The organism is Megasphaera sp. NM10, from assembly GCF_000417505.1.
Classification (GTDB): Bacteria; Bacillota; Negativicutes; order Veillonellales; family Megasphaeraceae; genus Megasphaera; species Megasphaera intestinihominis.
In genome coordinates, this window is record NZ_APHY01000078.1 from 1 (window position 1) to 9,420 (window position 9,420).

Consider the following 9,420-nt stretch of genomic DNA (forward strand, 5'->3'; position numbering starts at 1 on the left):
CTGCGCAGGGAATACACGCCCTGGGCTGCAGCGAAAACCATCACTTTGAACAAGATTTTGGGAGGTACCTTAGGATTTCTGCCTTTCACAGAGTAGAGATGCTGTAATGCTGAATAATCCAACCTTTCCAATAATGCATCTACGATACAAACCAACCGATCTTGTTCTAGTGAAATGCCATAATCCAATGGCAAAACGAGTTGCCTCGGAGTGTAAGTTTTGGTATACTTTACGTGGTTGATTTTGTTTAGCATACAATAATTATACCAGCAAAAGAGGCCCTTTGGGGCCTCTTTTGCTTAAAAAAATGGGCTCAGATAACTGAGTCCATTTTTTTCGATGAGGCTATTATGTTACAGCCCCTTTTTTAGGGGTTAGTGGCCAGCAGTTAGTAGTTAGCGGATGGTTTTAAATTTAAAGCTTTTTCTCTGCAAACTCCATCCTCTTTTTTTCATATGAAACCTCTCCGGCCCTTCGGGCCACCTCCCCTATAATGGGGAGGCTTGGCGGGCTTGCCACGTGCAAGTCCCTACAGGACGGAGCTTACGAACTACGAATTGCTGCTTTCTTTCTGCAAGAGGCTGTGTTTGCGTCCGTAAACCATGTAGATGATGAGGCCCAGGATGGTCCAGCCTGTGAACAGCATCAGCGTATGCGGCGACAGTTCGGAGAAGATGAAAGCGCAGCATATGAAGCCCAGCGGAGCGATGACGTGTACAGCCGGGCAGCGGAATCCACGCGGATGGTCCGGATAGAGCCGACGCAGGACGAGGATGCCGACGCAGGAGCAGAGGAAGGCGAAAATCGTACCGGCACTGCATGTTTCAGCGACAATGTGAATCGGTGTGAAACCGGTGATGCAGGCGACGATGACGCCGATGACGATCTGGATGATATACGGCGTATGGAACTTCGGATGAACCTTGTAAAGGCTCATGGGCATGAGGCCGTCACGGCTCATCGAGTAGAGAGCCCGGCTCTGAGCGAAGAGCATGCCCAGGACGACCGTCGACAGGCCGCAGATAGCGCCCGTACCGACGATGGCCGAACCGAGATGGAGGCCGATGTATTCCAGGACGAAGGACGCCGGTGCTGCCGTATCGAGCATGGGATACGGGACGACGCCGGTCATGGCCGCACAGACGGCGATGTATAGGACCGTACAGATGGCCAGGGCCGAAATGATGCCGATAGGCATGTCGTGTTTCGGATTCTTCGTTTCTTCGGCTGCCGTCGCCAGGGCATCGAAGCCAAGGTAAGCGAAGAAGAGAACGGCCGTCCCGGCAAAGACGCCGTGGATGCCATAAGGCAGGAACGGCTGCCAGTTCATCGGTTCGATATGCGGTGCTGCCAGGAAGAGGAAGAGGAAAATCGTCCCGATCTTGACGTACACCAGGATGCGGTTGACGTGAGCGCTTTCGCGGACGCCGATGACGAGGAGCGCCGTCGCCAGGACGACGATGAGGACCGCCGGCAGATTGATGAGTCCGCCGTCAGCCGGCACGGCCGTCAAGGCTTTCGGCAAGTCGATGCCGCAGGAATGAAGGATACCGACGAAGTAGGCCGACCAGCCGCCAGCTACGGCGCTGGCGCCGACCGAGTATTCCAGGATGAGGCTCCAGCCGACCCACCAGCCAAAGATTTCACCGAGCGACGCATAGGCGTAGGTGTACGAACTGCCGGATACGGGCAGGAACGAAGCCAGTTCCGAATAAGCAAGACAGACGAACGCGCAGGTAATAGCGGCGAAGACGAAGGATAACATCAGGCCGGGACCGGCGTATTTCGCTGCGCCGATACCGGTGAGGACGAAAATCCCCGTCCCGATGATGATACCCAGGCCCATGAGGGTAATATCGAAGGCGCCGAGAGCCTTGTTCAATTTCTTTTCCTGCGTATGGGCCAACAAGTCATCGAAGGATTTGCGGCGTAAAATATTCATAAACATGCCCCCAATCCTTACTGACTAGCTTTGTTTGAAGAAACAGCAGCTCTCCAAATGAAACCGATGATGAACCCAGCGATGGTGAAGCTGATCCAGCCCATGCCCAGCGTGTGGAGCGGTACCATGGTATTGAAGATATTATCGATAGGTCCTAAGGAAATTTTCGCCGTCTGGAGCCCTGTGACCAAAGCCGGGATGAGTGTCAGGCCGATGGTCCAGGCGTAGACACACTGCCGTCCATCAAAGAGATTGTTGAGGAAGGTCAGGATGATGATGGCGACGACGAGAGGATAAATGAACATCAAGACCGGAATAGCGGCGACGATGATGGTCTTCAGGCCGAACATGGCGACGAAGAAGGAAATGACCGTAAAGATGGTGACCCATTTCTTATAGCCGATATTGCCGACGAGTTCATTGAAATACGTAGCGCACGACGTAATCAGACCGATGGACGTCGATAAGCAGGCCAGGAGTACGATGACGGCCAGGATGACAGCCCCGACATTACCAAAGAGGATCATAGCGCTCTTGGAAAGGACCGGTGCGCCTGTTTCCTGGATACCGAAAGCGGCGACGCTGTCGGCACCGATCTTGGCGATGAAGATGTAGACAAAAGCCAGGCAGCTGACGGCAATGAGGCCGGCCTTAAAGACTTCCTTAGTGATAGCCGCCGGTTCCGTAGCCCCGTCTTCCATGACGAATTCGATGACCAGGATGGCGAAGACCAGCGAGGCGATAGCATCCATCGTGTTGTAGCCATCGAGGATGCCCTGTACGGCAGCGATGCTGGCCGTTGCATAAGCAGCGGTCGGTTCCTGCGGCGAGCCGAGGGGCGTAATGAAAGATTTGGCGATGAGCAGCAGGATTGTGAGCAGCAGAGCCGGCGTCAGGATCTTGCCGATACGGTCGACCAGTTTCTGCGGCGATACGGACAGCCAGAAGGAAATGACGAAGAACAGGACCAAAAAGCCCGTCATGATCATGTCATTGCCACCGCTCTGCAAGAAGGGACGGACGGCGATTTCATAAGAGACGCTGCCCGTACGGGGAATGGCGAAGAACGGCCCGATAGTCAGATAACAGATGACCGTGAAGAAAAGACCGTATGCCGGATGGACGCGGCTTGCCAGTTCCTGCAAGTTCTTACAGCCAGAATAGCCCATGGCCAGGACCCCGGCCAACGGAAGGCCGACGCCGGTGACGACGAAGCCCAGGACAGCCCACCAGACATTCGAGCCGGCAGCCTGCCCCATGGCAGCCGGGAAGATCAGGTTCCCTGCACCAAAGAACAATGCGAACAACATCAAGCCAATAGCAATTGTTCTGTTTCCTTTATTTTCTCCCATATGACACTCCTCCTATCTTTTTAAATTTTAGATTTTGTCAAGAAATCATAAGGACAGAAAATGTAATAAATTAAATAATTTAATTTGTGAGTTTATTCTATCATAAAAAGGAAAAAAAATCATGAATTTTTCGCAAGTTTAATCTAATTCTAATGCTTCTCTAATCTTTCTTTAATATTTTAGTGAAAATCAGAACTTACTTAATTTTTCCCGCATTTTTTCCACGAATCTTTCATTTTCAAAGCGAGGCCGCACGGCATTGCGCCCGTATGCCGCCGTCAGGCCCGGATAATTGGTACAATCGCGGATCAAAATCCCGTCAGCCCGCAAGGCGTCTGCCAGGTCTGCCGTCCGCTTCCCTTCTCCCGTAAGGCGCCAGAAGATGAAATTGACACAAGGCCGATAGACGTGAAGACCCGGCAGGGCCGTCATCTGTTCATAGAGCCAGTCTTTCTCCTTCTGGACCAATTGGCGCGAAGCCTGCTGATAGGCCCGGTCCCGGAGTCCGGCGACGCCGGCATACTGAGCCAGGACATTGACATTCCAGCCGTCTTTATGCCCCTCCATGAGGCCGCGCCGCAACGGCGACGTGACACCAAAACCCAGGCGCAGGCCCGGCAGAGCGTAGAATTTCGTCAGCGACCGGATGACGAACAGGTTATCCCGGTCCCCGGCCTGGTCCAGGACGGAATAGGCTTCGTCAGAGGGAAGGAAATCGAGGAACGATTCATCGACGAGGATATCTGTTCCCTTGCGGGCGCCGACTTCGGCCAGGGCCAGGACTTCATCGGCCGTCGCCAGGGTGCCCGTAGGATTGTTGGGATTGCCGATGACGATGCAGTCCACCTGGCCGCAGGCCCGGCGCAGCCCTTCCCAGGGAAAGGCAAAGTCATCGTCTTCTTTCAGGTACTCATAGCCGATAACGGCCCCAACAGCCCGTGCCGCCCGTTCGTATTCACTGAAGGAAGGGACGGGCAGCAGGACCCGCTGAGGCCGGAAAGTATGCATATAGAGATAAAAAAGTTCGGCTGCGCCATTGCCCAGCAGGATAGTCCCGCCTGGTACGCCGTAGGCCCCTTCTAAGGCCTGGCGCAGCGCCGTCCCGGCCGGATCCGGATAATGGACGACGGCGTCGAGATGGGCCGCCAGGGCCTGGCGGATGCTCTCCGGCAGTCCGAGAGGATTGATATTGGCACTGAAGTCCAGCCACGGACCGCCATCCGGTGCGGGCTGATAGATATTGCCGCCATGTTCAAATCGTTTTATCATGGAATCACCTGTTTTCTATGGAAATACCGCCGCTGCGCAAATGGACCGTTTCTGTATAGGTCCAATGCGAAAACTGCCGGCTCAGTGAAGCAATGACCCCCTCCCTGTCCGCCTGACTGGCAGACTGGCAGAAAAAGACGCCGGCCACAGTCCCGCTGTGGGCTACGTTGACGCCGGCGACAGCCGGATGACGGCGGGCAGCCCGGAAAAAGGCCGGAAAATCCGGTTTCGGCAGCCAGGGTTGATTGGCCAGGGCACTGAGGGTCGCCGCCTGTCCGATCTGGCGGTCTGTCAGCGACGACGACAAGAGCTGCCAGCCCAGGAAGAGAGCCGCCGCATCAGGCCGGACACGGTCTGGCCGGGCCTGATGGAAAGCTACGGTATCGACGGTCCCACCGGCATCAAAGATGGCAATAGTTAAGGGTGGTACGTGCGGAAAGACATGGAGGAGCTCCCCCGTTTCCGGCTGTATCACTGCCAGGCCCTGACAAAAAATGCCGTCTGTCGGCTCGATGGAAGCCGCCAGACGGCCAATGTCCCCTTCAGAAAGATGCACCTGGTTCACGGCTGCTACGGCTGCCAGGACAGCGCAGATATCGGCCGAACTGGAAGCCATGCCCTTGCCGGAAGGCAATTCCGACGTCAGGAAAAAATCATGAGCCAGGCTGTCGCACTGGCAATAGGCCTGTCCCAGCGCCAGGGCACGGCATGCCTTGGCCCCGCCGCCGACGAGCCGTCCCGTCCCGGGGCGGACGACGACGGTACTGTAGCGGTCGATGGGACACGTAACCAAGAAGGGCCTTCCCTGCCAGAAGCCCTGCATCACTTCCCCGCACGAACCGGGAACGCGGACAATCAGCTCCATAAGCCGTAGAGCCCTAAATGAAGGAGCGCCGTAATGACACCGGCTGCCAGGGATACGCTGTACATGAGATACATGGCCTTGCGGATATACTGCGGTTCCAGTTCATGGTCGGCATCGCCCATATATTCGCGGAATGTATCCTTGCCGAAATAACGGTTATGCCCGCCTAAACGGATGCCCAAGGCCCCGGCTACGGTCGCTTCGGCATAGCCGCCGTTCGGGCTGGGATGCTTAGAGGCATCACGCGCATGATGCGCCAGGCCCCTTTGGCATCATAGCCCAGGCAGGCGGCAGCCGCAATGAACAGCAGGGCGCAGATCCGGGCCGGGATGTAGTTGAGGACGTCATCGACGCGGGCTGCAACGCGGCCGAAATAGATGTATTTATCGGTTTTATAGCCAATCATGGAATCGAGGGTATTGGCCGCCCGATAGACGACAGCCAGGGGCAGGCCGCCGATGGCAAAGAAGAACAGCGGCGACACGATGCCGTCAATGGTATTTTCGGCAATCGTTTCCACTGTAGCCCGCGTCACTTCCGGGCTGTCGAGATGGTCCGTATCGCGACCGACGATCTTGCCGACCTTCAACTGGGCAATGCGCAGATGATGACGGACGAGATAGCGATAGACTTCCCGACCGGCCTTGGCCAGGCTGCGGGGGCAGATCATGAAGGATAAGAGGATGCCCTGGATGATATAACTCCAATGTTCGTTAGGTAAAAATTCCAAGGCCAGGACCAGGGCCAGGGTGATGTTGTAGACAAACAACAGGGTAATGACGACAGTCAGCCCGCCTAAGATGAAATGTTCCCATTTCGTCGATTTCTCATTATAGAACAGCCGTTCGAGCAGACTGATCCAGCGCCCGATGAGGGCGACGGGATGCAGTTTCGTATGGGGATCGCCAATGATGAAATCTACGATAAAAGCGGTGAGTACAGTAATCATTTTATTCCTTCTTCCATAATCTGCCGCAGGCGCTTCATGTCCAGAGACTCCCGGACGATCCGGGCCAGGCAGTCGTATTTCGCTTCTTTTTCCTGCCGGTAGTGCAGCGTCACCGGCAGGGGCTGCCATCCCCTGCGGATCCGCAGGGCATTGAGGAATTGGCGGCGGAACGCGTCGTTATCAAAGATGCCGTGGATATAAGTTCCCCAGGCCAGGCCATCTTTACGGGCGGCACCGGCCAGACTTTCACAGGGTTCTCCAGAACGGCTGGTGACGACAAAGGGATACGTATCGCTGCCATCCCGCTCGGTCCGGCCCATGTGGATTTCATAGCCCGTCAGGCCCTTCGCTTGCAGGATGGTTCCGGCAAAAGGCAGGTCGCGGCAGTCAGCCGTCACTTGCGACGTCAATTTATGCGATACGAAGGTCGTCGTCACACCCAGGAGGTGCAGGCCTTCGACGCGGCCCAGTTGGGACTCGGTCTGATCCGGGTCGCAGACAGCCTGGCCCATCATCTGATAGCCGCCGCAGATGCCGATGACGGGTTTCCCTTGGCTGATGAAATGCTGTAAAGCCCAGTCCCAGCCTTGTTCCAGGAGGAAACACAAGTCTTCTGTCGTATTCTTGCTGCCCGGCAGGATGACGGCATCGGCGCCGGCCAGGTCGCGGGGATGGCGGGCATAGTACAGGGCGACGTCGTCTTCGCGGGCCAGGCTGTCGAAATCGGTGAAGTTGGAAATCTTAGGCACCTGGACGACGGCGATAGATACCTTATCAGCTTCTGGCCGCTGTTCCCTATCGTCGAGGGATACAGAATCTTCTTCATCGATGCCCAGGTCATCGACATAGGGCACGACGCCCAGGACGGATTTGCCCGTCTTTTTTTCCAAAAAATCGATGGCCGGCGTGAACAGCGATACGTCACCGCGGAATTTATTGATGACCAGGCCTTTGACCAGGTCCCGTTCATCCGGGTCGAGCAGTTCCAGCGTGCCGACTAAGGCAGCCAGCGAGCCGCCGCGGTCGATATCGGCCACTAAGAGTACGGGCGCGCCAAGGTATTTGGCAACGCGCATGTTGACGATATCATGGTCCTTCAGGTTGATTTCTGCCGGGCTGCCGGCCCCTTCGATGACCAGCGTGTCGTAAGCCCTATCCAGTTCGCCCAGGGCCCGTTTGACGGCGTCGAAAGCCTGGAGCGCATAGCCTTTATGATATTCCCGGGCTGACATGTTGCCTACAGGACGACCGTCGATGATGACCTGTGAGCAGGCATTGCCTGTGGGCTTCAACAGGACGGGATTCATGGCCACCATGGGCAGCAGGCCGGCCGCTTCGGCCTGGGCGACCTGGGCCCGGCCCATTTCCCGGCCATCGGCAGTGACATAGGAATTCAAAGCCATGTTCTGGGCCTTGAAAGGGACGACCCGTTTCCCTTCTTGTAAGAAAATGCGGCACAAAGCCGTCGTAATGATGCTCTTGCCGACATGGGAACTCGTCCCCTGCAGCATGATATATTCTGCCAACCAGCGTTCCTCCTCACGGTTACATTCTATTACAATATTTTTATTATATCTTGTCTGACGGAAAATGCAATAGAAAAAGGCTTGTCGCATGTGCGACAAGCCCTTTTAAGTGGCTAGTGGCTAGCAGTTAGTTGTTAGCGGATGGCTTTAAATTTAAAGGTTTTCTCTGAAAACTACAAACTCTGTACTGCAAACTATAAAGCAAACGGGACCTAGCACGGTGGAATAAGCCTTTATGCGACACGGCCCCTACGGTAAAACATTAATCATGTAATTCTTTGTCCAGTTCTTCCAGCCGTTCGATACGTTTTTCTGTCGACGGATGGGTACTGAAGAGGTTGGCAATGGCACTGCCGGCACCGGCAAAGGGGTTGATGATGCACATGTGAGCCGTCGCCTTCGTCGCACCTGGCAGGGCATAATGGTGAGCGTAGTTATCGATTTTCGCCAAAGCTCTGGCCAGGGCGATGGGGTCGTCGATCATGCGGCCCCCTTCTTCGTCGGCCATATATTCCCGCGTCCGGGAAATGCCGAGCTGGATGATAGACGCAGCCAGGGGCGCTACGATAGCCGTCACCAAGAGGGCTACAGGATTGCCTTCCCCGTCGTCGTCGCGGCCGCCGCCGAAGATGGCAGCCCACTGGGCGATGTTGGCAATCATGCCGATGGCGCTGGCAAAGCAGGCCACGATAGTGCTGATGAGGATATCCCGATGCAGGATATGGCTCATTTCATGGGCCAGGACACCGCGGATTTCATCTTCGTCAAGAAGGTCCAGGATCCCAGCCGTCGCGGCGACAGCTGCATGGGACGGGCTGCGGCCCGTAGCGAAGGCATTGGGTACTTCCGTCGGGATGATGTAGACCTTGGGCATGGGCAGGTCCGCCCGCTGAGCCAGGTCGGCGACGATGCGGTACAGGTAGTGGTCTTCTCCGACTTCCTGTGCCCGATAGGCTTTCAGGACCATAGTATCACTGAACCAGTAGGAAATGAAGTTCATCGCCGTAGCGATGAGGAACATGACCATGACGCCGCTGCGGCCGCCGATGAGGCCGCCGATGGCCATGAGGATACCCGCCAGGGCCGTCATGAGAAATACGGTTTTTACACGATTCATAAAATCAACTCCTATCAAGAAGCTAAAAGTCAAAAGGTAAAATTCGTTACACTCTCATTATATACGGTCTTATGTTCGTTGTCAATATGGTTGTCATTGAACCTCTCCCGCTTATAGAAGCGGGAGATTCTTGAGAAGGTTGCTTGTTTAAGTTTCCTCCTGAAATCAGGATAGCCTTATTCTCAAAGGGCTGTCCAAAAGCCCCTTACACAGTCCCTCGAAATCGAAGTTCTGCTTACTTTTACGAAGTATGTTGGCGGCTCCGTTGATATCGGCATTGGCCGTCCTTCCATCAGCAAAGCGGTACAGGCCGCGCCGGACTCGTTGTCCACTGAACGTTCCTGTATAGGGGGTATCCGGCTGGTAGACGGGAATGTCGTCTAAATCCAGGCAGCTCTGA

General features: G+C 55.5%; 6 protein-coding genes and 3 pseudogenes. All 9 read right to left on the reverse strand.

What is annotated here, in order from left to right:
• Positions 1-188: pseudogene (locus NM10_RS14220) on the reverse strand (IS1182 family transposase); the annotation flags it as partial.
• Between the two features lie 362 nt (positions 189-550).
• Entirely contained in the window at positions 551-1,942 is a 1,392-nt protein-coding gene (locus NM10_RS11340; RefSeq protein WP_020311690.1) for an amino acid permease, read from the reverse strand.
• Positions 1,943-1,959: 17 nt separating this feature from the next.
• A complete protein-coding gene (gene brnQ / locus NM10_RS11345) occupies positions 1,960-3,294 on the reverse strand; it encodes a branched-chain amino acid transport system II carrier protein (protein ID WP_020311691.1) in 1,335 nt (444 codons plus the stop codon).
• Positions 3,295-3,483: 189 nt separating this feature from the next.
• Positions 3,484-4,563: a pyridoxal phosphate-dependent aminotransferase gene (locus tag NM10_RS11350; RefSeq protein WP_020311692.1), complete on the reverse strand. Its 1,080-nt coding sequence runs from the start codon at positions 4,561-4,563 to the stop codon at positions 3,484-3,486.
• A 4-nt stretch (positions 4,564-4,567) separates the two neighbouring features.
• Entirely contained in the window at positions 4,568-5,428 is an 861-nt protein-coding gene (locus tag NM10_RS11355) for a GHMP family kinase ATP-binding protein (protein WP_020311693.1), read from the reverse strand.
• A pseudogene (gene cbiB, locus NM10_RS11360) lies at positions 5,419-6,377 on the reverse strand (adenosylcobinamide-phosphate synthase CbiB). The gene NM10_RS11355 and the pseudogene cbiB overlap by 10 nt, the downstream one beginning before the upstream one ends.
• Positions 6,374-7,903 carry a cobyric acid synthase gene (locus NM10_RS11365; protein ID WP_020311694.1) on the reverse strand — a complete coding sequence of 510 codons (1,530 nt, stop codon included), beginning with the start codon at positions 7,901-7,903 and terminating at the stop codon, positions 6,374-6,376. The pseudogene cbiB and the gene NM10_RS11365 overlap by 4 nt, the downstream one beginning before the upstream one ends.
• A 262-nt stretch (positions 7,904-8,165) precedes the next feature.
• Complete coding sequence (gene htpX / locus NM10_RS11370; RefSeq protein ID WP_020311695.1) at positions 8,166-9,020, reverse strand: zinc metalloprotease HtpX; 855 nt, start codon at positions 9,018-9,020, stop codon at positions 8,166-8,168.
• Between the two features lie 165 nt (positions 9,021-9,185).
• Positions 9,186-9,420 (reverse strand): annotated as a pseudogene (locus tag NM10_RS13385) (RNA-guided endonuclease TnpB family protein); the annotation flags it as partial.